The sequence below is a fragment of the Streptomyces sp. NPDC015532 genome (assembly GCF_043078065.1).
Taxonomy (GTDB): domain Bacteria; phylum Actinomycetota; class Actinomycetes; order Streptomycetales; family Streptomycetaceae; genus Streptomyces.
Map to the genome: position 1 here is coordinate 113406 of NZ_JBIBSY010000016.1, position 23654 is coordinate 137059.

Annotated in this window: 22 protein-coding genes; 7 read left to right on the forward strand and 15 right to left on the reverse strand. The window is 70.7% G+C overall.

Going from position 1 to position 23654, the window contains the following annotated elements; all coding sequences use genetic code 11:
* Nucleotides 1-519: 519 nt before the first annotated feature.
* Complete coding sequence (locus ACF07B_RS35145) at nucleotides 520-1215, forward strand: peptidase inhibitor family I36 protein (RefSeq protein ID WP_392181899.1); 696 nt, start codon at nucleotides 520-522, stop codon at nucleotides 1213-1215.
* A gap of 123 nt (nucleotides 1216-1338) precedes the next feature.
* Here the strand turns inward: ACF07B_RS35145 and ACF07B_RS35150 are convergent, their stop codons facing one another.
* From ACF07B_RS35150 to ACF07B_RS35170, 5 genes are all read right to left on the reverse strand, one after another.
* Nucleotides 1339-2805: a catalase gene (locus ACF07B_RS35150; RefSeq protein ID WP_369484980.1), complete on the reverse strand. Its 1467-nt coding sequence runs from the start codon at nucleotides 2803-2805 to the stop codon at nucleotides 1339-1341.
* Nucleotides 2806-3101: 296 nt separating this feature from the next.
* Nucleotides 3102-5279: a SpoIIE family protein phosphatase gene (locus tag ACF07B_RS35155; protein ID WP_369484979.1), complete on the reverse strand. Its 2178-nt coding sequence runs from the start codon at nucleotides 5277-5279 to the stop codon at nucleotides 3102-3104.
* A 397-nt stretch (nucleotides 5280-5676) separates the two neighbouring features.
* Nucleotides 5677-6369 carry a DUF402 domain-containing protein gene (locus ACF07B_RS35160; protein ID WP_369484978.1) on the reverse strand — a complete coding sequence of 231 codons (693 nt, stop codon included), beginning with the start codon at nucleotides 6367-6369 and terminating at the stop codon, nucleotides 5677-5679.
* A 115-nt stretch (nucleotides 6370-6484) separates the two neighbouring features.
* Nucleotides 6485-7888 carry a class II fumarate hydratase gene (locus tag ACF07B_RS35165; RefSeq protein ID WP_392181900.1) on the reverse strand — a complete coding sequence of 468 codons (1404 nt, stop codon included), beginning with the start codon at nucleotides 7886-7888 and terminating at the stop codon, nucleotides 6485-6487.
* A 184-nt stretch (nucleotides 7889-8072) separates the two neighbouring features.
* A complete protein-coding gene (locus ACF07B_RS35170; RefSeq protein WP_362397075.1) occupies nucleotides 8073-9740 on the reverse strand; it encodes a fumarate hydratase in 1668 nt (555 codons plus the stop codon).
* 250 nt (nucleotides 9741-9990) lie between these two features.
* Between ACF07B_RS35170 and ACF07B_RS35175 the strand changes: the two genes are divergently transcribed.
* Both ACF07B_RS35175 and ACF07B_RS35180 read left to right on the forward strand, forming a co-directional pair.
* Nucleotides 9991-10719 carry a DUF1707 domain-containing protein gene (locus ACF07B_RS35175; protein ID WP_362397072.1) on the forward strand — a complete coding sequence of 243 codons (729 nt, stop codon included), beginning with the start codon at nucleotides 9991-9993 and terminating at the stop codon, nucleotides 10717-10719.
* Nucleotides 10720-10917: 198 nt separating this feature from the next.
* The gene (locus ACF07B_RS35180; protein ID WP_369484973.1) at nucleotides 10918-11289 is read left to right on the forward strand and encodes a WhiB family transcriptional regulator; all 372 of its coding nucleotides are present in this window, start codon (nucleotides 10918-10920) and stop codon (nucleotides 11287-11289) included.
* 401 nt (nucleotides 11290-11690) lie between these two features.
* On the opposite strand, the gene glpX is transcribed toward ACF07B_RS35180, so the two are convergent.
* The gene (gene glpX / locus ACF07B_RS35185; RefSeq protein ID WP_392181901.1) at nucleotides 11691-12722 is read right to left on the reverse strand and encodes a class II fructose-bisphosphatase; all 1032 of its coding nucleotides are present in this window, start codon (nucleotides 12720-12722) and stop codon (nucleotides 11691-11693) included.
* 126 nt (nucleotides 12723-12848) lie between these two features.
* Here glpX and ACF07B_RS35190 point away from each other — a divergent pair, with 126 nt between their 5' ends.
* Nucleotides 12849-13367 (forward strand): DUF4245 domain-containing protein, encoded by a 519-nt coding sequence (locus ACF07B_RS35190; RefSeq protein WP_392181902.1) that lies wholly within the window; start codon nucleotides 12849-12851, stop codon nucleotides 13365-13367.
* Nucleotides 13368-13472: 105 nt separating this feature from the next.
* On the opposite strand, the gene ACF07B_RS35195 is transcribed toward ACF07B_RS35190, so the two are convergent.
* The 4 genes from ACF07B_RS35195 to ACF07B_RS35210 form a co-directional block, all read right to left on the reverse strand.
* Entirely contained in the window at nucleotides 13473-14063 is a 591-nt protein-coding gene (locus ACF07B_RS35195) for a malonic semialdehyde reductase (protein ID WP_362397061.1), read from the reverse strand.
* A gap of 309 nt (nucleotides 14064-14372) precedes the next feature.
* Complete coding sequence (locus tag ACF07B_RS35200) at nucleotides 14373-14615, reverse strand: exodeoxyribonuclease VII small subunit (protein ID WP_369482804.1); 243 nt, start codon at nucleotides 14613-14615, stop codon at nucleotides 14373-14375.
* 9 nt (nucleotides 14616-14624) lie between these two features.
* Nucleotides 14625-15833: an exodeoxyribonuclease VII large subunit gene (gene xseA / locus ACF07B_RS35205; protein WP_392181903.1), complete on the reverse strand. Its 1209-nt coding sequence runs from the start codon at nucleotides 15831-15833 to the stop codon at nucleotides 14625-14627.
* A 204-nt stretch (nucleotides 15834-16037) separates the two neighbouring features.
* Nucleotides 16038-17411: an APC family permease gene (locus tag ACF07B_RS35210; RefSeq protein ID WP_392181904.1), complete on the reverse strand. Its 1374-nt coding sequence runs from the start codon at nucleotides 17409-17411 to the stop codon at nucleotides 16038-16040.
* Nucleotides 17412-17513: 102 nt separating this feature from the next.
* Between ACF07B_RS35210 and ACF07B_RS35215 the strand changes: the two genes are divergently transcribed.
* Together ACF07B_RS35215 and ppgK are read left to right on the forward strand one after the other, a co-directional pair.
* Nucleotides 17514-18518 (forward strand): 4-hydroxy-3-methylbut-2-enyl diphosphate reductase, encoded by a 1005-nt coding sequence (locus ACF07B_RS35215; protein ID WP_369482807.1) that lies wholly within the window; start codon nucleotides 17514-17516, stop codon nucleotides 18516-18518.
* Between the two features lie 29 nt (nucleotides 18519-18547).
* A complete protein-coding gene (gene ppgK / locus ACF07B_RS35220) occupies nucleotides 18548-19297 on the forward strand; it encodes a polyphosphate--glucose phosphotransferase (protein WP_369482808.1) in 750 nt (249 codons plus the stop codon).
* A gap of 85 nt (nucleotides 19298-19382) precedes the next feature.
* Here the strand turns inward: ppgK and ACF07B_RS35225 are convergent, their stop codons facing one another.
* Nucleotides 19383-19856, reverse strand: coding sequence for a DUF6542 domain-containing protein (locus ACF07B_RS35225; RefSeq protein ID WP_392181905.1), 474 nt, complete (start codon nucleotides 19854-19856; stop codon nucleotides 19383-19385).
* A 305-nt stretch (nucleotides 19857-20161) separates the two neighbouring features.
* On the opposite strand from ACF07B_RS35225, the gene ychF reads away from it, so the two are divergent.
* Nucleotides 20162-21250, forward strand: a complete 1089-nt coding sequence (gene ychF / locus ACF07B_RS35230) for a redox-regulated ATPase YchF (RefSeq protein ID WP_362397040.1) — start codon at nucleotides 20162-20164, stop codon at nucleotides 21248-21250.
* 84 nt (nucleotides 21251-21334) lie between these two features.
* Here the strand turns inward: ychF and ACF07B_RS35235 are convergent, their stop codons facing one another.
* From ACF07B_RS35235 to ACF07B_RS35250, 4 genes are all read right to left on the reverse strand, one after another.
* Nucleotides 21335-21598: a type II toxin-antitoxin system RelE/ParE family toxin gene (locus tag ACF07B_RS35235; RefSeq protein ID WP_356781123.1), complete on the reverse strand. Its 264-nt coding sequence runs from the start codon at nucleotides 21596-21598 to the stop codon at nucleotides 21335-21337.
* Nucleotides 21591-21860: a type II toxin-antitoxin system Phd/YefM family antitoxin gene (locus tag ACF07B_RS35240; protein WP_392181906.1), complete on the reverse strand. Its 270-nt coding sequence runs from the start codon at nucleotides 21858-21860 to the stop codon at nucleotides 21591-21593. Before ACF07B_RS35240 ends, ACF07B_RS35235 begins: the two co-directional genes overlap by 8 nt.
* 470 nt (nucleotides 21861-22330) lie before the next feature.
* The gene (locus ACF07B_RS35245) at nucleotides 22331-23062 is read right to left on the reverse strand and encodes a HEAT repeat domain-containing protein (RefSeq protein WP_369482811.1); all 732 of its coding nucleotides are present in this window, start codon (nucleotides 23060-23062) and stop codon (nucleotides 22331-22333) included.
* The gene (locus tag ACF07B_RS35250) at nucleotides 23059-23439 is read right to left on the reverse strand and encodes a CPCC family cysteine-rich protein (protein ID WP_369482812.1); all 381 of its coding nucleotides are present in this window, start codon (nucleotides 23437-23439) and stop codon (nucleotides 23059-23061) included. The genes ACF07B_RS35245 and ACF07B_RS35250 overlap by 4 nt, the downstream gene beginning before the upstream one ends.
* Between the last annotated feature and the right edge of the window lie 215 nt (nucleotides 23440-23654).

A 23654-nucleotide genomic window follows, 5' to 3' on the forward strand; every position in this document is an offset into this window, starting at 1 on the left:
ACCACACCACCCGCCCGGCCGCGCGCCCCCCCCCCGCCCCCCCCCCCCGGCCCCCCCCGCCCCCCCCCCGGCGCCCCCCCCCCCCCCCCCCCCCCCCACCTCTCCTCTTCTCGTACGTGCGCGGGGCTCACCGCCCCTTACGAGGTGTGGACGTCCGTCGTGCTGATCAGCGTAAATGCCCGTAGGGGAATGCCCCGCCGCGGCGATCCGGCTCGTACGGCAAGAGCGATAACCGGAATTCCGAGTTCCCTGCTCTCCCCTGTCGAGCCCCGGGAAATGACCTTGTCCCGGCCCGTACGCCTGTGCCTATGGTGGGTCTTGTGCACGGTGGACCCTGACCAGTCCACCACGCACTTCAGTTCGCGACCGGGGGAACAATGTCGCCACAGGGGGAACGTTTCGTCATGCCGTACATCCGGCTCTTCCCGCGCACCGTGCTGTCCGCGCGCGCTCCGTTCCGTCGTACCCGTCGCTCCTGACCCGTCTGTACGACTTCGACATCGCTGTGGAGCGCACATCGTGATACGCAAACCACTGACCACCGCCCTGCTGGCCGCCGCCGCGACCGGCGCGCTGCTGCTGACCACCGGGCCCGCGGCGTTCGCCGACGAGGCGACCCCGGACCCGTCGGCCACGGCCACGCAGGACCCCTCGACGCAGGACCCCACGACTCCCGCGGCGGAGCCGGCGAACCCGGTGATCGCCGACTACGACGGGCGGAAGATCAACCTTGCCGAGTCGTGGGAAGGCGCCGACAGCTGCACCGAGCTCCCCGGTGGGGAGGTCCACTGCTACGACACGACGCGGGAGGCGCAGACCGATCCCGCGCTGCCCGCCTCGGTCCGCAAGGAGACCCGCGCGGCCCTGGCCACTCAGGCCGCCGCCTCTCCGCCCGACCGGTGCATCGCCGACTACTGGTGCCTGTACGCGGACGCCGACTACAAGGGCAAGATCATCCGCCTGAGCAGCAGCGGCAAGCACGACCTGAGCGAGTGGGGCTTCCGTGACAAGGTCAGCTCCGTCTACTACTGGGTCCTGCGCTGGAGCCTCAACTACGGGACCGCCACGATCTGGGACTACCGCTCGGGCGTCCTTCACGACCGGGAGCGCGACCTGATCCCGCCGCACGGCTGGGCCAACTTCAAGAACATGGACTACCCGGGCGGCGGCAACTGGAACGACAAGGTCGACAACTTCCAGGTCAAGCGCGCCTGAATGGGCCGCCGGCCCGTTCTCGACGGTCTGACGGTCTGACGGTCTGACGGTCTGACGGTCTGACGGTCTGACGGCCGGGCCGGCCGGTCCTCCCATCCGAGGACCGGCCGGCCTGACGGCGCCTCACCCTCCGTCGACACTCCGCGCGATGCGGTCGCCGGTCTCCTTGTCCACGTTGCGCCAGTACTGGAAGGCGCGCTCCAGCACCGGGCGGGTGACACCGGCCTTGAGATGCCCGCTGACATTGCCCACCAGCCGGTCCCGGGCCGCGTCGTCCAGTACCTCGCGGACCATCGTGCCCGCCTGGCCCCAGTCGTCGTCCTCGCGGTGCGGCTCGGTCGCCTCGCGGACCAGCTCACCGGCGGTCTGCCAGCTCGCGGGGTCGCCGAACCGGCCTTCGTAGTCGGCCGCGGGGCCGCCGTAGGAGTTCGGCGCGTACGGGCGGGACGCCTTCGACGGCTCGTAGCGCATCGGGCCGTCCTTGGCGTACGAGTTCACCGGGGAACGCGGCCGGTTGGGCGGCAGCTGGCTGTAGTTGGGGCCGATCCGGTAGCGGTGGGTGTCCGGGTACGAGAACAGCCGGCCCAGCAGCATCTTGTCCGGCGAGGGCCCGATGCCGGGCACCATGTTCGAGGGCTCGAAGGCGGCCTGCTCGATGTGGACGAAGTAGTCCTCGGGATTGCGGTCCAGGACCATGCGGCCCACGTCGATGAGCGGATAGTCCCCGTGCGGCCAGACCTTCGTCAGGTCGAACGGGTTGAACCGGTAGTCCGCCGCGTCCTCGAACGGCATGATCTGGACCTTCAGCGTCCAGCTCGGCGCGTTCCCGGACTCGATCGACCCGTACAGGTCCTGGCGGTGCAGGTCCGGGTCCGTCCCCGCCAGCTCGTCGGCCTCCGCCTGGGTGAGGAACTCGACGCCCTGGTCAGTCTTGAAGTGGTACTTCACCCAGAACCGCTCACCCGCGCCGTTGATCCACATGTAGGTGTGGGAGCTGTACCCGTTCATGTGGCGGTACGTCTTCGGGATGCCCCGGTCGCCCATCAGCCAGGTCACCTGGTGCGCCGACTCGGGGGAGAGGGTCCAGAAGTCCCACTGCATGTCGTGGTCGCGCAGCCCCGTCGCCGGGTGGCGCTTCTGCGAGCGGATGAAGTCCTGGAACTTGATCGTGTCACGGACGAAGAAGACCGGGGTGTTGTTGCCCACCATGTCGTAATTGCCGTGCTCGGTGTAGAACTTCAGCGCGAAGCCGCGGGGGTCGCGCCAGGTGTCGGGCGAGCCCTGCTCGCCGGCGACGGTCGAGAACCGCGCCAGCATGTCCGTGCGCCTGCCCGGCTGGAACAGATCCGCCCTGGTGAACTGACTGACGTCGTTGGTCACTTCGAAGAATCCGTACGCGCCACTGCCCTTGGCGTGCACCACCCGCTCGGGCACCCGCTCCCGGTTGAACTGCGCCATCTTCTCGATGAGGTAGTGGTCCTGGAGCAGGATCGGGCCGTCTGGGCCGACGGTGAGCGAGTGTTCGTCGCTCTCCACCGGAATCCCGACGTTGTTCGTGGTGTACGGAGCCTTCCGGGATGCCTGCGTCACGAGCGTCCTCCCGTCGGAGATGAGGTCGTCAGGTCGCTTCGCTCACCCCAGCAGTCAACGCCGCCGACATCATGTCGGCAACACGGGACGGGTGCCGGCACCGGTACAGGACGACCGGCACCGAGCACCGGTACGGCCCGACCGGCACCGACGCCCGCACAGACACCTTCGGGCACCGGCACGGGCGGCGCGGCATCGGCACAGGCGCCCTCAGGCACCCGCGCAGCCACCGTCCGCCACCCGCACCGGCGCGAGTCTGCGCCGGCCCACCGGGGCGAGACCGGACGAGTACCCGGTCAGCTCCGGTTCAACTCGAACCAGACGACCTTTCCCGTACTCAGCCGGGTCGCCCCCCACCGCCGCGCCAGCCGGTTCACCAGGAACAGCCCGCGACCGCCCTCGTCCGTGGCCCGCGCCTGCCGCAGCCGCGGAAGCTGGGGCACGTCGTCACCGACCTCGCAGCGCAGGACGTCCGTCCGCAGCAGCCGCAGCGTCACCGGCCGTGAGGCGTACCGCACCGCGTTCGTCACGACCTCGCTGACCAGCAGCTCCACGGAGTCGGTCATGTCCTCCATGCCCCAGCGGGCCAGGGCCCGCCGGGCCAGACGGCGGGCCCGGCCGGGCGCCGCGTCCTCCGGCTCCAGGAACCAGTACGCGACGTCGCTCGGCGCGATCCCGTCGAACCGCGCGGCGAGCAGCGCGATGTCGTCGTCCCGGTCTCCCGGGCCGAGCATGTCGAGCACCTCGTCGCACAGCGCTTCCAGCGGCGGCGGATGATCCGGCCCGGTCAGCGCCGCGACGGCCGCGAGCTTCTCCCGCAGCTGCTCTATCCCGGTCCAGACGTCACGCAGCCGCGACTCGACCAGACCGTCCGTGTACAGCAGCAGCGTCGCCCCGGCAGGCGCGTCCAGCTCCACCGCCTCGAAATCGACCCCGCCCACACCGATCGGAGCGCCCGGCGGCACCCGCAGCACCTCGGCCCGCCCGCCCAGATGCAGCAGCACCGGCGGCGGATGGCCCGCGTTGGCGATGGTGATCCGGTGCGACACCGGGTCGTAGACGGCGTACAGACAGGTCGCCATGCGGTCGGTGCCGAGCCGCTGCGCCTGTTCGTCCAGGTGGTGCAGCACCTCCTGCGGCGGCAGATCGAGCCCCGCGAGGGTCTGCGCCGTCGTCCGCAGCTGGCCCATGATCGCCGCCGACGTCATGGAATGGCCCATCACGTCACCGACGACCAGCGCGACCCTGCTGCCCGGCAGCGGGATCGCGTCGTACCAGTCACCGCCCACCCGGGCCGTCTCGGCGGCCGGCAGATACCGGGACGCGAGCCGGACCCCCGTGGGCCGCGGCAGCGTCTCGGGCAGCATCGTGCGCTGGAGCTCGTCGGCGATGTACGCCTCACGGCCGTACAGCACCGCCTTGTCGATACCGAGCGCGCTGTGCGTGGCGAGCTGCGCCGCGACCAGCAGGTCGTCCGCCTCGAAGGCGAGCCGCTCGGGCCGGCGCAGGAACAGCGCCGCCCCGATCACCCGGCGCCGGCCGCGCAGCGGCGCGAGGATCGCGCGCTGCCCGCTCGGCACCGGCAGATCGTCGCCGAGCAGCTCGGGCAGCGCGGCCCGCGCGGCGGGCGCGTCCGCGAACACCGGCCGCACCCCGCGCAGCACCTCGGCGAGGGCACCGCCCGGGCGTACCTCGCACAGCTCCGCCGTCATCGCAGACAGCTCACTGGGCTCCGGACGCAGCGCGGGCAGGAAACCGCTCTCGGTGTCCCGCTCCTCGGGAATCCGGTCCGTGCGCCGCAGCCGCAGCACCAGAGGACCCGTCGGCCGCTCGTCACCGACCGGCAGCGGGTCCCGCAGATAGACCAGGATCGCGTCGGAGAAGGTCGGCACGGTCGCCCGGCACAGCCCCATCACGATCTCGTCGAGGTCGATGCCCCGGGCGATCCGCCGGGTCGCGGCGCCCACGAAGCGCAGCCGGTCCCCGTCCCGCCGCATCGGCATCGGTCCGCCCTGCGGCACACCCTGCCCGGTACGGCGCTCCTTGCCGCCGGAGGTCCGCGAGACCCGTCCCTGCTCGGCGTCCGGCTGGATCGGGATGCCCTCCGGCGCGGGCCGGGGGCGGTGGGTGTCGGGCTCGGTGGCCGAGGGCTGCGAGTGCTCGGAGCCGGGACCGGAGGAGACCGGCGAGGACGACGGCACGTCCGTGCCCGAGGACGCGGACGCGCCGACGTCGGCGGACACCTGGCCGCCGGCCTTCCCGCGCTTGCCGCGAGGCTTCGACGCACCCGAACCACGCGGCGCGTCGCCCGTGCGGGCCTGTACCGGTAACGCGCCGGAACCCGGCAGCGGGGACGGCGGCTCGGAGGTACGCAGGAGCGCCCCGCGAGGGTCCGCGGGGGCGGGCGGCCGGCCGGCGCCGCTCTGCCGGCGCTCGTGCGAGGTGGGATGCTCCGTCACGCGTGTCGAGTCCATCCGTCCGGGGCTGCGCGCCGTGCGCACAGTTCTTCCCGCAGCCCCGATACCCGGAATGTGTGCCCCAGGAACGGATTCTGCGTGTCGTCAGGGCCGGGACCGACGGCGCGAACAGCCGTCGCCCGGCACGGTACGGCTCGCCGACGGCCGAAAACGGTCCGTGCCGACAGTGGGGCGACGGCCGAAGCCCTGGCCCCTGCGGTCGTCGTGGCGAGTCCGCGCGGTGCGACCGGTCCCTGGCCGGCCACGCCGCCGTACGCCTCGTACCCCTCGCTCACGTCCTGCCGCCCCTCGGTGACATATGGTCAAGCCCGGCTCATCCTGCGGGAGTTGTTGCTGCCGTGTGCCCTTGCGGAAGACGATCCTACGGTTGTACCACGGGGGCGCATCAAGGGTCTCATGAGGACACGTGCGCGGGCGTACGGTCCCAGTCATCCGGCAGAGCGGGAACCGGCCAGCCCGGATCCGGTCTCCAGTGTTGCCAGCCGTCCGAGAACGGCGCGCCCCAGGAACGGATCACGTCCACCGCCGACCACCCCGCTTCCCGCACCCGTGCCGCCAGTTGAGCATCCATCAGACCGGCCCGTTGCGCCATGGCGAATTCGTCCTCGTCGAGCCAGCGCCAACTGCGGTCCGGGTGGACCGAGATGTCGAGGAAGTGATCCACCGAGTCCACCCCGTCCGCCCAGCGGGTCAGCGGAGCCTCCAGGTTCACGTACCAGTTCTTGAAACGCCAGCCCTGTTCCCAGAACAGCCACACCGACCAGGCCTCGCCCGGCCGCGCCAGCTTCAGGACACCCGTGCCGAACCAGCGGTCGCGGCGCACCGCGCGAGGCTTCGTGTAGCGCGATTCCAGCGGTTCTCCATGCACCGGCGAACCGTCGGCGAGCACCGGCTTCACACATTCGGTACCCGGCGCCATCCACACCGCGAGCAGGTCGGCCTCGTCGCGTACGACCGTCACGGGACGGCAGATGTGGACCCGGTCACCCGCGTTCTCCCGGTACCGCCACAGGATCTGGCTCCCGGGCTCCCAGTGGGCCGCCGGCCCGCCCGCTTCCGCTCGTCTCACCGCTCCACCCTCTGCCATGACCAGATATTAGGTGCCCCGGGCATACGACGCTGCGGTTCGCGTCACGGTTCGGGCCCACGACGACCTGCTGTTACGGAGCTGTCATCAGGCGTTTCCTCCCGGACGCGGACCGTTACGGACGCGTCATCCGCAGGACATCCAAGGCCTCGTCCAACTGCTCCTCGGTCAGGTCCCCGCGTTCCACGTACCCCGACTCCAGCACCACCCGGCGAATCGTCTTGCGCTCCGCCAGCGCCTTCTTCGCGACCTTCGCGGCCTCCTCGTACCCGATGTACTTGTTCAGCGGTGTCACCACGGACGGCGAGGACTCCGCGTACTCACGGGCCCGCTCGCGGTGCGCGACGATCCCGTCGACCGTGCGGTCGGCGAGCAGCCGCGAGACGTTCGCGAGCAGCCGGACCGACTCCAGGACGTTCTTCGCGATCACCGGCAGCATCACGTTCAGCTCGAAGTTCCCGGCCGCGCCCGCGACGGCGACGGTCGTGTCGTTCCCCGTCACCTGCGCGGCGACCATCAGCACCGCCTCGGGAATCACCGGGTTCACCTTGCCCGGCATGATCGAGGACCCGGGCTGGAGGTCAGGGAGGCTGATCTCGGCCAGTCCGGTGCGCGGCCCGGAGGCCATCCACCGCAGATCGTTCGCGATCTTCGTCAGTCCGACGGCGATGGTCCGGAGCTGACCGCTCGCCTCCACGATCCCGTCGCGCGCCCCCTGCGCCTCGAAGTGGTCGCGGGCCTCGGTCAGCGGCAGCCCGGTCGCCCGCGCCACCTCCGCGATCACCGCGGCGGAGAACCCGGGCGGCGTGTTGATCCCCGTCCCCACGGCCGTGCCGCCGAGCGGCAGTTCGGCCAGCCGCGGCAGCGAGGCCTCCAGCCGCTCGACCCCGTACCGCACCTGGGCCGCGTAGCCCCCGAACTCCTGGCCGAGCGTCACCGGCGTCGCGTCCATGAGATGGGTGCGCCCCGACTTCACCACGTCGGCGAACTCCTCCGCCTTGCGGCCGAGGGCGGCGGCGAGGTGTTCCAGCGCGGGCACCAGATCGCGGGTCACGGCGGCCGTCGCGGCGATGTGGATCGAGGAGGGGAACACGTCGTTGCTCGACTGCGACGCGTTCACGTGGTCGTTGGGGTGGACGTCCCGGCCCAGCCGCTCGCCGGCTAGCGTGGCGATGACCTCGTTGGCGTTCATGTTGGAGGAGGTGCCCGAACCCGTCTGGAAGACGTCGACCGGGAAGTGCGCGTCCCAGCGCCCCTCGGCGACCTCCGCGGCCGCCTCCTGGATCGCCTCCGCGACATCCTTGGCGATCACGCCGAGCTCGCCGTTCACCTTCGCTGCGGCCCCCTTGATCCGGGCCAGGGCCTCGATGTGCGCGCGTTCCAGGCGCTGCCCGGAGACGGGGAAGTTCTCCACGGCGCGCTGCGTCTGCGCCCGCCACTTCGCCTCCGCGGGCACCCGCACCTCGCCCATGGAGTCGTGCTCGATCCGGTACGCGCCTTCGCCCTGGCCATCCGCCATTGGTGACACCTCCATGGGAGACAGCATCCCGGAGCCTGCCCGTGTTCCCGCCCGGCGCCGCGCGAAACGCCGCGACGCGCGAACGGCCGCCCTGTCGGCGGCCGTTCCCCGGCCCGTACGGCGTCACGCGCGCGGCACCCGTACGGGGTCACCCGCGGGGGTGACGCCGTACGGGTGGCCCGTACTAGGCCAGTCCCGGGCCCCGCACCGGGATCGTGGTGAACGTCGGGGCGGGGGCGGGGTTCTGGAAGAAGTCGTTGCCCTTGTCGTCGACGACGACGAAGGCCGGGAAGTCCTCGACCTCGATCTTCCAGACCGCCTCCATGCCGAGCTCCTCGTACTCGACGACCTCGACCTTCTTGATGCAGTCCTGGGCGAGCCGGGCGGCCGGTCCGCCGATGGAGCCGAGGTAGAAGCCGCCGTGCGCGTCACAGGCGTCCGTGACCTGCTTGCTGCGGTTGCCCTTGGCGAGCATCACCTTGGAGCCGCCCGCCGCCTGGAACTGCTCGACGTAGGAGTCCATGCGGCCCGCGGTCGTCGGGCCGAAGGAGCCGGACGCGTAGCCCTCGGGGGTCTTGGCCGGGCCCGCGTAGTACACCGGGTGGTCCTTCAGGTACTGCGGCATCTCCTCGCCCGCGTCCAGCCGCTCCTTGATCTTGGCGTGCGCGATGTCACGCGCCACGACGAGCGGGCCGGAGAGCGAGAGACGGGTCTTGACCGGGTACTTCGTCAGCTCGGCGAGGATGTCGTCCATCGGCTGGTTGAGGTCGATCTTCACGACGTCGCCGGCCTCGTCCAGATGCTCGTCCGTGGTCTCCGGCAGGAAGCGCGCGGGGTCGGTCTCCAGCTGCTCAAGGAAGACGCCCTCGGCGGTGATCTTCGCGACGGCCTGGCGGTCGGCCGAGCACGAGACCGCGATCGCGACCGGGCAGGACGCGCCGTGGCGGGGCAGGCGCACCACACGTACGTCGTGGCAGAAGTACTTGCCGCCGAACTGCGCGCCGATGCCGATCTTCTGGGTGAGCTCGAAGACCTTCTCCTCCAGCTCCTTGTCCCGGAAGCCGTGGCCGAGCTCGGAGCCCTCCGAGGGGATCTCGTCCAGGTAGTGCGCGGAGGCGTACTTCGCGGTCTTCAGCGCGTACTCGGCGCTCGTGCCGCCGACGACGATCGCCAGGTGGTACGGCGGGCACGCGGCCGTCCCGAGGGAGCGGATCTTCTCCTCCAGGAACTTCATCATGGAGCCCTCGTTGAGGACCGCCTTCGTCTCCTGGTAGAGGAACGACTTGTTCGCGGAGCCGCCGCCCTTGGCCATGAACAGGAACTTGTAGGCGCCGCCGTCGGTGGCGTACAGCTCGATCTGCGCCGGCAGGTTGGAGCCCGTGTTCTTCTCGTCCCACATGGTCAGCGGGGCCATCTGCGAGTAGCGCAGGTTCAGGTTCAGGTAGGCGTCGTAGATGCCGCGCGAGAGGGCCGCCTCGTCGCCGCCCTCGGTGAGCACGTTCTGGCCGCGCTTGCCCATGACGATCGCGGTGCCGGTGTCCTGGCACATGGGGAGGACGCCGGCCGCCGCGATGTTCGCGTTCTTCAGGAGATCCAGGGCGACGAACTTGTCGTTCGCCGAGGCCTCCGGGTCGTCGATGATGCGGCGCAGCTGGGCGAGGTGCGCCGGGCGCAGGTAGTGCTGGATGTCGTGGATGGCCTCCGTGGCGAGCTGGCGCAGCGCCTCCGGCTCCACCTTGAGGAACGTGCGCCCGTCGGCCTCGAAGGTGGAGACACCCTCGGAGGTCACCAGCCGGTACGGGGTGGTGTCCTCTCCCTGGGGGAGCAGATCGGTGTACGCAAACTCAGGCATCTCGCCTATTCCTCACTCGACAGTCAGCTTTTTCGGGGCTCGGTCGCCTCGGGCGCACCCCTTCGGCTCACTCGCCGGAGGCCGGCCGTCATCGGCAGCGTCCACCAGCGTAGAACCTGGCACGGACACCGAGGCTGTGAGGTAAGGCTCAGTTCGGACATCGGACCCCCGGTCCCGGGGGAGGGCGGGTTTCCGGCGGGTGGCGTTCCAGGGGTAGTCGCGATCTATCGCGTTTGGGTACGCTGTTGCCGTGGACCTTCAAAAAAGCCCCGACGCGAGTGCAGCCACGGCGGCGAAGCCGGCCGAGCTGCGTGCCTCCGACGCCGACCGCGACCGGATCACCGACATCCTGCGCGAGGCCGTCGCCGAGGGGCGCCTGACCGCGGAGGAGCATGCCGAGCGGGTCGAGGGCGTACTGGCCACCAAGACGGTCGGCGAGCTCGACCAGTTCGTCCGCGACCTGCCCGCCGCCCACACGGGCCGCGCGGCCTCCGCCTACGTCTCCGCGTCCAACCGCCCCACCCAGGGCGCGATCCCCGCGGAGGCCGACGACAACGTGGTGGCGGTCTTCAGCTCCGCCGTCCGCAAGGGCCGCTGGCGTGCGGGCCGGCGCATTCACGCGTACTCGGTCTTCGGCAACGTCGAGATCGACCTGAGCGAGGCGATCTTCGAGTACCAGCAGGTCGTGATCAAGGCGATCTCGGTGTTCGGCAACGTCGAGATCTTCGTTCCGGAGAACGTCTCGCTGCGCGGCAGCGGCGGCGGGGTGCTCGGCAACTTCGAGGTCGACACGCTGGACTCGGGCGACCCCGACGCGCCCGTGGTCTACATCGACGGCCTCGCCGTCCTGGGGAACGTCGAGGCGAGGCCCAAGCGCGGCAAGCTCATCGCGGACATCCTCGACCGGGTCACGAGCCGGGTGAACGAGCGGGTGGCGGACCGGCTGGACCGGAGTTTGCGCAAGCACCTCGACCGTTGACGCTTGTGAATATGCGGTTGGCGGATGCGGGCAGGTCCGGGGGCGGACGATCGATCACGCGTGAGAACGGCCGGGCTTCGGTACGCAGTGCATAGGCGCGCGCACAACGGGTAGGGCTTGCTGCATCGTCTCTTGGAGGGCGCTGCGGGACTTCCCCGGTGCCCGGCACGCTCGCGAAGCCGTCGTCAGGAGTAGACCGTGCTGCAACCGCCGCATCAGTCCCTGCAGGTAGCTGCCGTTCCGGCCCAGCGGGCGCCCGTGCGGGACAGGGATCAGGAAGCGCCATGGCACACGGAGGCGGTGTGCAGGCGCGACGAAGCCGGCCTGTTCTTCGCCCCCTCCAAGGAGCCGACCGCTTCACGGCTCTCCCGGGAGGAAGCGGCCAAGCGCGTCTGCGCCCGCTGTCCGGTCATGGTCGAGTGCCGCGAACACGCGTTGCTGCAACCCGAGCCGTACGGCGTCTGGGGCGGCCTGACCGCCGCCGAGCGCCGTGTCGTGCTCGCCCGGCGCCGCCGTCGCGACCTGGAACTCAACAAGGCCTCCCGCGGCCCGATAGCCGCGGCCGGCTGACCGCCCCTGCGCCGCCCGCCCCCGTCCCGCACACACGGGACCCGAGGGAGGCCGGGCCGGGACCGTCGCGTACCTACGGGGGCGGACGGGGAGCCGGGCCGGACCGTCCCGCACACACAGGGGCGGACGGGAAGCCGGGCCGGGACCGTCGCGTACCCACGGGAGCGGACGGGGAGCCGGGCAGGGCTGTCCCGTCCGCCCGGGAGCCGGTCCGTGCGCCCGGCTCGAAGCGGTGCCCGCGCGGCTGCCCGGAAGTCGGCCGGTGCCGGCGCCGGGAGGTGTCATCCGGTGTCGGCGTGGGGCCTCGATCGGGGTCGGCACAGGAGAAAGGGGCGCCCCTCCGCACAAGGGGCGCCCCTTTCGCGCCATGTCGGCGCCCGGCCCCGAGGGCCGGTGGTGTCCTACTTGGCGCGGTCGAAGTCGATCGCGCTGTACGCACGCAGCTTGCTCAGCCGGTGCTCCGACCGGATCTGGCGGACCGTGCCCGACTTGGACCGCATCACGATCGACTCGGTCGTCGCGGTCTCGGAGCGGTAGCGCACTCCGCGCAGCAGCTCACCGTCGGTGATGCCGGTCGCGACGAAGAAGACGTTCTCGCCGGAGACCAGGTCGTTCGTGGTCAGGACGCGGTCGAGGTCGTGCCCGGCGTCGATGGCCCGCTGCCGCTCCTCGTCGTCCTTCGGCCACAGCTTGCCCTGGATCGTGCCGCCGAGGCACTTGACGGCACAGGCCGAGATGATGCCCTCGGGCGTGCCGCCGATGCCGAGCAGCAGATCGATGCCGGTGCCCTCGCGCAGCGCGAGGATGGAGCCCGCGACATCGCCGTCGGAGATCAGCTTGATGCGGGCGCCGGTGTCCCGGATCTCCTTGATGATCCCGTCGTGGCGCGGCCGGTCGAGGATGACGACGGTGACGTCCTCGGGCGTGACCCGCTTGGCCTTGGCGACCCGGCGGATGTTCACCGACACGGGGGCGTTGATGTCGACGAAGTCGGCCGCTTCCGGGCCGGTGACCAGCTTGTCCATGTAGAAGACCGCGGACGGGTCGAACATGGTGCCGCGGTCGGCGGCGGCGAGCACGGCGATCGCGTTCGTCATGCCCTTGGCGGTGAGCGTCGTCCCGTCGATCGGGTCGACGGCGATGTCGCACTCGGGGCCGGTCCCGTCGCCCACGCGCTCCCCGTTGAAGAGCATCGGGGCCTCGTCCTTCTCCCCCTCGCCGATGACGACGACGCCGTTCATCGAGACGGTGGAGACGAGGGTGCGCATGGCCCGGACGGCGGCACCGTCGGCACCGTTCTTGTCGCCGCGGCCGACCCAGCGGCCCGCGGCCATCGCGGCGGCCTCGGTGACGCGGACGAGTTCGAGGGCGAGGTTGCGGTCGGGGGCTTCCGACGGGACTTCGAGTTCGGAGGGCAGATGATGCTCGGTCATCGACACGCACCTTTCTGATACGACGACGGCCGGATGAGGGTGATGTCCCGACTCTATCGTCAGGCTTACAAAATGAGCAGGGGGCCCCACGGATGAGCACGCCAGGGCACCTGCGACGATAGGGGCGTGGCAGGTACGAAAGGCAAGCAGTCGGTCCGGGACATGATTCTTTCCCTGGGCCTCATCGGGCTCATGGCGGGCGTCATCTACATCTTCATTCCGCATGACGACTCCAAGCCGGATCTCAAGCGTGTCGACTACCAGGTCGAGCTGCTGACGGCTCGCCGCGCGGCGAGTTATCCCGTGGCGGCGCCCGAAGGGCTGCCCTCGGCGTGGAAGGCGACCTCGGTGCGCTACGACGGCAGCGAGTTCGACGCCTGGCATCTGGGCTTCCAGGCCCCCGACGGTCAGTACGTGGCGGTCGAGCAGTCCACTCAGCGGCCGGCGGTGTTCATCGACACGGCGAGCCAGGGCGCCCGGCAGACGAAGGCGACCCAGCGCATCGGCGCGCGGACCTGGCAGCGCTACGAGGGCGACCACTACGACGCCCTCGTCCTGGAGGACAAGGGCGCCACGACGGTGGTGACCGGCACCGGGTCGTACGGCACGTTGGTGAAGATGGCGGAGGCCCTGAAGACCTCGTAGCACCCGTGAGGCATGCAGGAAGGGCCCCCGGCGGCAGCGCCGGGGGCCCTTCTTGTCGGGTGCGGGGGCGAACGGCGGTGCCGGCCGCCCCCGGGGTGCCGTCGGTCAGACGGTCGTGATGACCTGGTCGGCCTCCAGGCGCGGGGAGCGCGGGAACCACGCGTCCTCGCCCGGCTTGCCGATGTTCACGATCATCAGCGGGGTGTGGTCGTCGTCCAGGAACTCCTTCTGGACACCGGCGAGGTCGGCGCCGGTCATCGGGCCCGCGGCGAGGCCGGCGGCACGGACGCCGATGATGAAGTACGCGGCCTGGAGCGCGGCGTTCATCGCGGCGGCGCTCTCACGGACCGGGCGCTCGGAGAAGAAGAGGTCCTTGGCGGCGGGGAAGTGGGGGAGGAGCGCCGGCAGTTCCTCGTGGAACTCGTTGTCCGCGGAGAGGATCGCGACCAGCGGGGCGGCGGCGGTCTTCGCCTGGTTGCCCTCGGCCAGGTGCTGGACCAGACGCTCACGGGCCTCGGGGGAGCGGACCAGGGTGATGCGCAGCGGCGACTGGTTGAAGGCGGTCGGGCCGTACTTGACCAGGTCGTAGATCGCCTGCACCTGCTCGTCGGTCACCGGCTCGTCGGTGAACGTGTTGGCCGTGCGAGCTTCGCGGAACAGCAGGTCCTGAGCGGTGGGGTCAAGGACGAGAGACATGAAGAACCTTCTCGGTATGTGCGGTGGATCCCGGGGGATCTGTTGGCGAGTACGACAGTACGCCGAAGAGGTTTAAAATTCAATCAAAAGCGGGGCGTGGTGATCCGCTTCACAGGTGCGGAGATCGAAAAGATGGTCCCGCCGGCTCGGTCAGGTCCCGCCACCGGGTCTTGGCCGGTCCCGCCACACGACCGGTCCCCCCACGTGCCTGTGGCCGACCCCGTCGGGGCCGGCCACAGGTAGGTGCCGCTCGGTGTCGCTCAGCGCCGCCCGAGCCGCTCGGAGCCGTTCGTCACGCGGAGCCGTCGGTCACTCGGACGCGGAGCCGGTGCCCTGTTCCTGGGCCTGGGACTCCTCGGCCAGGGCCGCGTCCAGACGGGCCCGCGCGCCCTCCAGCCAGCGCCGGCACACCTTGGCCAGTTCTTCGCCGCGCTCCCAGAGCGCCAGGGACTCCTCCAGGGTCGTACCACCCGCCTCCAGGCGGCGTACGACCTCGATCAGCTCGTCCCGTGCCTGCTCGTAGCCGAGCGCCTCGTCCACCTTGCTGGTCATGTGCCCACCCTATGCATCGACTCGAACCGTGAATTCACCCTCGGCGACCCGCGCCCGCAGTGTCTCGTCCGCCGCCACCTCGGCCGGGTCCCGGACCACATGGCCGTCGGCCCGTTGCAGCACGGCGTACCCCCGCTGGAGGGTCGCCGCGGGGGAGAGGGCCACCACGCGCGCGTGGGTGTGCGTCAGCTCCGAGTCCGCGCGGTCCAGCAGATGCCCGAGGGTGCGCCGGCCCCGGTCGAGCAGGGCGGAGACCTGGTCCGCGCGCTCGTCGATCATCCGGTGCGGATCCTCCATCGAGGGCCGGGCCAGTGTGTGCGCGAGGCCGCGCTCCTCGCGCTCGATGAACGACCCCACGCAGCGCCGCGCGCGGTTCCGCAGCAACCGCACCCGTTCGTACTCCTCTCCGACGTCCGGCACGACCTTCTTGGCGGCGTCGGTCGGGGTGGAGGCCCTCAGGTCGGCCACGAGGTCGAGCAGCGGGCTGTCCGGCTCGTGCCCGATCGCCGACACCACCGGTGTGCGGCAGGCCGCGACCGCGCGGATGAGCTGCTCGTCGGAGAACGGCAGCAGGTCCTCCACGCTGCCGCCGCCGCGCGCCACCACGATCACGTCGACCTCGTCGAGCGCGTCCAGCTCCTTCACCGCCTGCACCACCTGCGGTACGGCGTGGACGCCCTGCACGGCGACATTGCGGACCTCGAAGCGGACGGCGGGCCAGCGGTGCCGCGCGTTCTCCAGCACGTCACGTTCGGCCGCCGACGCGCGCCCGCACACCAGCCCGATGAGCTGCGGAAGGAACGGCAGCGCCTTCTTGCGGTCGGCTGCGAACAGCCCCTCGGCCGCCAGCGACTTCTTCAGCTGTTCGAGGCGGGCGAGGAGTTCCCCCACGCCCACCGGCTTGATCTCGGTGGCCCGCAGGGAGAGCTGCCCGCGCGGCGCGTACCACTCCGGCTTCGCGTGGACGACCACCCGGGCGCCCTCGCTCACCACGTCGGCGACCGCGTCGAAGACCTGCCGGTAGCAGGTCACGCCCACCGAGATGTCGTGCGAAGGGTCGCGCAGTGTCAGGAAGACGACGCCCGCGCCGGGGCGCCGCGACAACTGGGTGATCTGCCCCTCGACCCACACCGCGCCGAGCCGGTCGATCCATCCCCCGATGAGCCGTGACACCTCGCCGACGGGCAGCGGAGCGTCCGCGGACGTGTTGAGAGCCATGCGCCCGAGCGTAGTGGCCACCACCGACAACGCCCCCGCGCCCGGCCCGAGCCGGCCCACCCCACCCGTACCCCGGACCGCCGGGCCCGTCCGTCCCGTACCCCGGACCACGGGCCCGTCCGTCCCGACCCGTACCCCGGCCGCCGGGACCGTCCCGACCGGGACACCGGAACGCGGTGGACGACCGTCGCGGGGCAGGGCGCGTCATCCGACCGTGGACCCGGCTCGCCCCCGCTGGGCGAGCAGCGTCACCAGGCCCGCCGCCAGCCACACGAGCCCCGCCACCTGAGCCGTTCCCGACGCCTCGGCGATCACCGCGACGGTGATCGCGGCCCCCAGGACGGGCAGCAGGACGTGCCGCCACCACACCACCGGCCCGCCCCGGCGCCGTACGGCGAACCAGCCCACCACCGACGCGTGCAGCAGCGTGAACGCCGTCAGCGCGCCGATGTCGACCACCGAGACCAGGTGGTCGAGGCCGTCGTCGCGGCGCGCCGCCCAGACCGCGGCGACCGTCGTGATCACCGCAGCGCACAACAGCGCCGCGCGCGGGGCCCCGGCGCCGGTCCGCGCGAGCGCCCTCGGCAGTCGCCGGTCGCGGGCCATCGCGAAGACGATCCGCCCGGCCGCGGCCTGCCCGGCCAGCGCCGCGAACGCCGCGCCGATCGCCTTGCCGACCGCCACCAGGTTGTGCAGCCACGAGCCGACGGACGCGTCCACGGCGTCGTAGAAGGCCGGACCCTGAAGGGCCGGGTCGGCCGCGAGCCGAGCCGACGGCAGCGGCTCCAGGAGGGCCGCCAGATAGGTCTGCGCGATGAACAGCACACCCGCCAGCGCCAGACAGAACAGCACCGCCCGAGCGACCTTCTCCGAACCGCCCGTGACCTCCTCGGCGAAGGAGGCGATCGCGTCGAAGCCCAGGAAGGACAGGACGGCGACCGAGACGGCGCCGACGACCGCCGACAGCGCGAACGCGCCCTGGGTGCCGTCACCCGACAGCGGGGACAGCCAGCCGCGCTGCGCGCCGTGGCGCGCGAGCACCACGGCCGCCGCCACGACGAAGACGACGAGGACCACGATCTCCATCGCGAGCACCAGAAGGCCGACCCGCGCCGCCGTGCGGACCCCCCGGAGGTTGAGGAACGTCGTGACGACGACGGCGAGCGTGGTCCACACCCACCGGGACACCTCCGGGACCAGCGCGTTCATGGCGATCCCGGAGAACAGATAGGCCACCGCCGGGATGAGCAGATAGTCCAGCATCACCATCCACCCCGCGATGAACCCGGCCTCCGGGCCGAGCCCCGCGCGCGCGTAGGCGAACACCGAACCCGCCTGGGGGACCACCCGGACCATCTGGGCGTAACTGAAGGCGGTGAACGCCATCGCCGCCGTCGCGACGAGATAGACCAGCGCCACCGCCCCGTGCGACCGCGCGTCCAGCGTTCCGAAGACCCCCACCGGCGCCATCGGGGCGATGAACAGCAGCCCGTAGACGACCAGGTCCCGGAAGCCGAGGCTGCGCCGCAGCCCCTGCTCCGACGGGTCCGCGCCGGCGGTGGTCCGCGCCTCGGACATCGTGCCTCCCGGGAATCGCCTGGTCCCACCCCCCAGCGGCTGCCCACAGTCTCTCCGAGGAGGCGATCCTCGACCCGCCGGGCGCGGCCTTACGATGGGGGCATGACCGCTTCGCCTGGCCGCCGTGTCCTGCTCGCCGCCCCCCGTGGCTACTGCGCGGGCGTGGACCGCGCCGTGATCGCCGTCGAGAAGGCCCTTGAGCAGTACGGGGCTCCGATCTACGTCCGTCACGAGATCGTCCACAACAAGTACGTCGTGCAGACCCTGGAGAAGAAGGGCGCGATCTTCGTCGAGCGGACGGCGGAGGTCCCCGAGGGGTCCATCGTCATGTTCTCGGCGCACGGCGTCTCCCCCGTCGTCCACGACGAGGCCGCCGCCGGCAAGCTCGCCACCATCGACGCGACGTGCCCGCTGGTCACCAAGGTCCACAAGGAAGCCGTCCGCTTCGCGAACGACGACTTCGACATCCTCCTCATCGGGCACGAGGGCCACGAAGAGGTCATCGGCACCTCCGGAGAGGCACCCGACCACATCACCCTGGTCGACGGCCCCGACGACGTCGCCAAGGTCGAGGTCCGCGACCCCTCCAGGGTCGTCTGGCTCTCCCAGACCACCCTCTCGGTCGACGAGACGATGGAGACGGTCGACGCCCTGAAGGAGAAGTTCCCCCTCCTCATCTCTCCGCCGAGCGACGACATCTGCTACGCCACGCAGAACCGTCAGCTCGCCGTGAAGCAGATGGGCGCGGAGGCCGAACTGGTCATCGTGGTCGGATCGCGCAACTCCTCCAATTCGGTCCGGCTGGTCGAGGTCGCCAAGCTCGCCGGCGCCCGCGCCGCGTACCTGGTGGACTTCGCCGAGGAGATCGACGAGGCCTGGCTGGAGGGCGTGACCACGGTCGGTGTCACCTCCGGCGCCTCCGTCCCCGAGGTCCTGGTCGAGCAGGTCCTGGAACGGCTGTCCGGACACGGCTTCGAGGACGTGGAGATCGTCAAGGCCGCCGAGGAGTCCATCACCTTCTCGCTCCCCAAGGAGCTGCGCCGCGACCTGCGCGCCGAGGCGGCCGCACTGGTGGAGGCGCGTACCGGTGGGCCGTCCGGGAAGTGACGGTCAGCCGTACGTCGTAACGTAGGGCCATGAAGATCTTCGGTGTGGACATTGGCGGATCCGGGATCAAGGGTGCCCCTGTGGACCTTGATCGCGGGGACCTCGCGGAGGAGCGCCACAAGGTGCTCACCCCGCATCCGGCGACGCCCGACGCGGTGGCCGACGGCGTCAAGGACGTCATCGACCACTTCGGGTGGACGGGCCCGGTGGGCATCACGTTCCCCGGTGTGGTGACCGGTGGTTCCACGATCCGTACAGCGGCCAACGTCGACAAGTCCTGGATCGACACCGACGCGGGCGCCTTGCTCGGCGAGCGGCTGGGCGGCCTGCCGGTGACCGTGCTGAACGACGCGGACGCGGCGGGTGTCGCCGAGATGGAGTTCGGCGCGGGGAAGGCCCGCCGGGGCACGGTCATCCTGCTCACCTTCGGCACCGGCATCGGCAGCGCCCTCTTCACCGACGGCGAGCTGGTCCCGAACACCGAGCTGGGCCACCTTGAACTGAACGGTCACGACGCCGAGAAGCGGGCCTCCACCAAGGCCAAGGACGACCACGAACTGACCTGGGAACACTGGTCGCGCCGCGTCACCAAGTACCTCGCCCATGTCGAGATGCTCTTCTCCCCCGAACTCTTCATCATCGGCGGAGGCGTCAGCCGCAAGGCCGACAAGTTCCTGCCCCTGATCGAGGGCATCAAGGCGGAGATCGTCCCCGCGCAGCTCCAGAACAACGCCGGGATCGTGGGCGCGGCGATGCGGGCGGCGCAGATCGGCCGGTAGCCGCGAGGCCGCCGGGCAACGCAGGCCGGGCGGCGACGCGGCCCCCGACCCCACGAGGGCCGGCGGGCCGGATCGCCGGGCCCGGTCAGCGGGCCTGTCTGCCGGGTGGCACGCCGTGCGCCCGGTCGCGCCGCTGGGCGGCCCGGCGGCGGGCCATCAGGCGGACCCGGCGGACGGTCACGACGAGGACCGCGGCCAGCGTTCCCCCGTACAGCCAGCCCGCCTGGAGGGCGAGGGCGGTGACCAGGCCCATGAGGTGGCCGCCGAAGCCGCCTCCGCCCTCGTCGGTGATCGGCGGCAGCCCGAAGGCGAAGGCGATCGGGACGACCACGGGGGCGGTCACCAGGTCGCCGGGCCGCACCCACAGCGCGGTCAGCACGCACACGGGCAGGAACAGCACCCCGTACACCGTCGCCGACCCGCCGAACAGCAGGTGGTCGAGGCAGGCCAGCGCGAACATCGTCGCGCCGCAGAACAGGCCGCCGCCGAGCCCGGTCAGCCTGGGAGGTGACGTCCGGCGCGGCGGCCGGACAGCCGCGGGCGCGGGCCGCCGCGCCAACGGGCCGTCCCGTCGGACACCGCCGCCCGCGGCCCGCCCGGACTGTGCCGGAACAGGTGCCCCGCGTCGCGGTCTGTACTGAGGGGGACGCGTCCTGTGTTGCTCCACTGGACCAACTTAGGTCGTTTTATGTGTGGAATGGCTCATCGGACACGCCGGGGACCAGCCGAAGGCGCGGCCGTGGAAAGTGCTTGGCCATGCGTTCGACACCTCGCGGGTGGGGGCCGGGCCACGCCGTAGACTGGTGGATCGGCCCGCTCTTCTGGAGGGCCCTTCGCCCATCCTCTCGTACGGGAAGTCGCCACGTGTCGCTCACGATCGGAATCGTCGGTCTGCCCAATGTCGGCAAGTCGACCATGTTCAACGCCCTGACCAAGAACGACGTGCTCGCGGCCAACTACCCGTTCGCCACGATCGAGCCGAACGTCGGTGTGGTCGGCGTCCCGGACGCCCGTCTCACCAAGCTGGCCGAGATCTTCTCCTCGCAGAAGATCCTCCCGGCGACCGTCGACTTCGTCGACATCGCGGGCATCGTGAAGGGTGCCTCGGAGGGCGAGGGCCTCGGCAACAAGTTCCTCGCGAACATCCGCGAGTCGGACGCGATCTGCCAGGTCATCCGCGCCTTCAAGGACGAGAACGTCGTGCACGTCGACGGCAAGGTCTCGCCCAAGGACGACATCGAGACGATCAACACCGAGCTGATCCTCGCGGACCTCCAGACGATCGAGAAGGTCCTGCCGCGCCTCCAGCGGGAGTCGCGCATCAAGAAGGACATCGGCCCGAAGGTCGCGGCGGTCGAGGCGGCGCAGGCGATCCTGGAGAAGGGCGACACCCTGTTCTCCGCGGGCATCGTCCAGGGCTCCGGCAACGAGGAGCTGCTGCACGACCTGCACCTGCTCACCACCAAGCCGTTCCTGTACGTCTTCAACGTCGACGAGGACGAGCTGGTCGACGACGACTTCAAGGCCGAGCAGCGCGCCCTGGTCGCTCCCGCCGAGGCGATCTTCCTCAACGCCAAGCTCGAGGCGGACCTCGCCGAGCTCGACGAGGAGGACGCGAAGGAACTCCTGGAGTCGGTCGGCGTCCAGGAGCCCGGCATGGCGACCCTCGCCCGCGTCGGCTTCAACACCCTGGGCCTTCAGACCTATCTGACGGCAGGCCCCAAGGAATCCCGCGCCTGGACCATCAAGAAGGGCGCCACCGCCCCCGAGGCCGCCGGTGTCATCCACACCGACTTCCAGAAGGGCTTCATCAAGGCCGAGGTCATCTCCTTCGCCGACCTGGTCGAGACCGGCTCGGTCGCCGAGGCCCGCGCCAAGGGCAAGGCCCGTATGGAGGGCAAGGACTACGTCATGCAGGACGGGGACGTGGTGGAGTTCCGCTTCAACGTCTGATTGGACGTGGACAAACGGCCTGACCTGCGAGAAAGCAGGTCAGGCCGTTGTGTGGTCCGCAGCTGTCCGCAGAACCTGGAGCAGCTACGTGTCGTAGACCTTGGAGCGGTGTCCGACGTGTACGACCCACACCACCAGCTCCCCGTTGTCGATCGTGTAGACGACACGGTAGTCGCCGACCCGAAGGCGGCGGCGCTCAGGCTGGGATACGAGTGGTGTGGTGTTGAAGCCGAAGGGATCGCTCTCCAGCTCTGTCAGTTTGGCCAGGATGCGAAGCGCCATGTCACGCGGGACCTTGCGCAGCTCGGCCTGGGCCTCGGGCCGGAACACCGTGCGGTAGTCACTCACTGCGTGCCAGCGTCTCCCTCATCACGTCCTCGATCGGGACGCCGACGGCCGGGCCCGCCATGCGCTCGTCGATGATGCGGTTGATCTCGCGCTCCTCCCACTCCTGGTACTTGCGCAGCACGTCGATCGAGACCACGGCGGCGACCTGCTTGCCGCGACGGGTGATGACAGTGGGCACGTCGTCACGGTCGGCCCGTTCGACGACTTCGGCCAAGTGAGCGCGTACGTCGCGGATGGACTCTATGGGCAGCGGCTGAGTCATGCTTCAAGGGTACCGAGTGTGCCATGTGTACACAATGTCGGCGGGCCCCGGCCGGTGCCGGGGGCAGCGGTGGCAGTATGCGGGGACATGGCGAGAGGGGTCGGGACCTCGACTACGTCGAGGCTGCGGGTTTCGCCAGGTACAGCCTCGTAACCGCAGATCCAGAATGCGAGCCACCGTTACCGCCGGCTGGCGTCCAGGCGCTGGAGGACCTCCTGGGCGCGGACCGGCGACAGGTCATCGCTCGGTACTGACGTCAAGCGGTGGCTTCACTATGCAGGGCCGCTCGGAAACAGTGGCGGCGTCCTCGATCAGGTGGCGGGCGAAGCGTTTGGCGTGCGGCCACCCCGGCCGCAGGACGCGCGCGCTGTTCAGTTCGAGGTAGCGCGGATGGTCGGAGTCCTCCTCGTCACATAGCGCTCGATTACGTAGCCGTAGCCGATCTCCTCGGGGTGCTGGAACGGCATCGGTCACCTCTCCGGGTATAGGTCGGTACGGTCGATCCAGGTGGGGGCGACGAAGATGTTGTCGCCAGCGGGGGCTTCGGAGGCTTCCAGCAGGGACCAGGTGCGGGATTCTTCGACCAGGTGCTCCCAGGGCGCGGTCCAGTCGAGTTCCCAGTCCAGGCCGGTGCCGGAGACGCCGTATGTGCCGTCGGCGCCCACCCGCCAGAACTGGGAGCAGAGGATCACCTGGGCGTGGTCGGCCAGGTCGTTGATGATCTCGGTGACATGGGTCGAGGGCCAGCCGGGGGCGTCGTCCTCAGCGGTGGCTCGTAGGCGCGCGGTGAGCGGCGGGACGACAGGGCTGCGTGCGCCGAGTTCGGTCAGGGCCCAGCGGATGCCGTCGGGCTCGCTCCAGTCCGGTGGCGTCGCCCGTTCCAGGCAGGCGCGATAGGCGCGGCGCAGGGGCTCGACTGCACCGTCGACATCCAGGCTTGCCAAGGCCATGGCCGCCCATTCCCGGACGGTCGGGTTGTCGCTTTTCAGCAGCCCGATGAGGGCGGGACCGCAGTGTGGATCGCCCACCTCCTCGAAGACCTCGATGGCGGTCAACTGCCCGAAGCCGCCGAGGGAGGGCAGTCCGTCGATGATGGCGGGGATGGCGTCGGAGCCGATGCCGATCAGTTCTGCGCGGGCGTCGTACGACGGGCCGGTTGAGTCGTTGAGCTGCTGGATGAGTCTCTCGATGTGAGTGGTCATGGGTGGTCCCGGCGCCAGAAAGTGGGCAGCCACCAGCAGAGCACCGAGCGGTCATCGGGCCACGGGGTGCGGTCCTCGGCTGCCCAGTCCTCGAAGGAGTCGCGCGTCAGATCGATGGGGCGCCAGGCGGGGTCGAGCGGCTCGTCCGCGGCCGGCGGGCGGACGTACTGCCGGCCGTGTCGGTCGCAGGCCCCGAAGTCCTGGTAGTTGCGCTGGGCCTCGATCAGGGAGACCTTGTTCGCGCCGCCGCCCATGGTCGGCCAGCGGAACTGGACCCCGTCGTCCTCCCAGAAGCAGACGGGGCAGATCTCGTACGAGCCGGGCATCGCGTCCAGCACGCGGTGCCCGCAGCAGGGACAGGGGTAGGAGTCGCTCACCCGCGCAGTCTCGTTGCAGTTCCCGCCGGTGTGCCATGGATTTCTCTGCCTCGGCGTACTCAGCCAGTCCGCAGCCAGTCCGCTGGACACCCGTAAGCGGCTGTCGGGTGCCAACGCCTGCCAACGAGGAAGTCCCAGTTCAGGGCCCTGCGCGGAGCTCCGCCGCAGGTCAGGATCGGGCGTCAAGCATTCCGCTTCAACGTGTAGCCGTGCAC